This is a genomic window from Halomonas sp. V046, from assembly GCF_052645355.1.
This window is the reverse complement of the sequence record NZ_JBQXYF010000083.1, coordinates 1-255: the sequence shown is the minus strand read 5'-3', so window position 1 is coordinate 255 and position 255 is coordinate 1. Positions and strand designations below refer to the sequence as shown.

At 69.0% G+C, this 255-nt stretch carries 1 protein-coding gene; it reads left to right on the top strand.

Features of this window, described 5'->3' with window-relative positions; translation table 11 throughout:
• Positions 1 to 29 precede the first annotated feature (29 nt).
• A partial coding sequence (locus tag ACUN9Y_RS22345; RefSeq protein ID WP_445462931.1) for a hypothetical protein occupies positions 30 to 255 on the top strand: 226 nt, incomplete at its 3' end.

Sequence of the window (255 nt, the reverse complement as noted above, 5' to 3'; positions counted from 1 at the left end):
GCCAGGAAGACGACGCGCCGACGGTGACCGTGACCGACACTGACGGTGCGGTGACCGGTGCCGACAACAGCGTGGAAGAGGCCAGCGGTGCTACCGTCACCGGCAGCTTCAGCGTCGGTGGCAGCGCGGGCCTGGCGAGCGTCACCATCGGTGGCGTGGAGCTGGTCGGGGCGGACTTCAGCACCCCGGTGACGATCCCCAATACCGATGGCCAGGGCAGCCTGACCATCACCGGCTTCGATGCCCAGAGCGGCA